The organism is Syntrophomonas sp. UBA5494 (genome assembly GCF_002426325.1).
Window position 1 is genome coordinate 5,081 of record NZ_DIPG01000078.1, and the last position, 482, is coordinate 5,562.

Sequence of the window (482 nt, forward strand, 5' to 3'; positions counted from 1 at the left end):
GAAACCACCGAGATAGGGGATAATGTCACCTTGTATCAAGGCGTTACCCTGGGCGGCACCGGCAAGGAAAAAGGCAAGCGCCATCCCACCATCGGGGATAATGTGACTATCAGTGTCGGCGCCAAAGTACTGGGGAATATTAAAATTGGCAACAATGTTAAGATCGGCGGGGGCTCGGTGGTCCTGAAAGATGTGCCCTCCAATTGTACGGTAGTAGGGGTTCCGGGGAGAATAGCAGTGCGTGACGGCGCCAAGGTGGATGAGGTGGATCTGGAGCATAATGTCCTGCCTGATCCTGTGGCAGATATGTTCACCGTTATGCAGGAAAGAATCGATATTTTGGAGAAAAGAATAGCTGATATGGAGAAAGGAGAACTCCCCGATGCGCCTTTACAACACGTTAGGAGGCAGAAAGGAAGATTTGCAAACTCTGGAACCGCATAGGGTGAAAATGTATGTATGCGGTCCCACCACCTATAACT

1 protein-coding gene is annotated in these 482 nt (G+C 50.2%); it reads left to right on the forward strand.

The annotated features are described in order from the left end of the window. Nucleotides 1-444, forward strand: a 444-nt coding sequence (locus B3W37_RS08795; protein WP_483175420.1) for a serine O-acetyltransferase, incomplete at its 5' end; no start/stop codon positions are given. Between the last annotated feature and the right edge of the window lie 38 nt (nucleotides 445-482).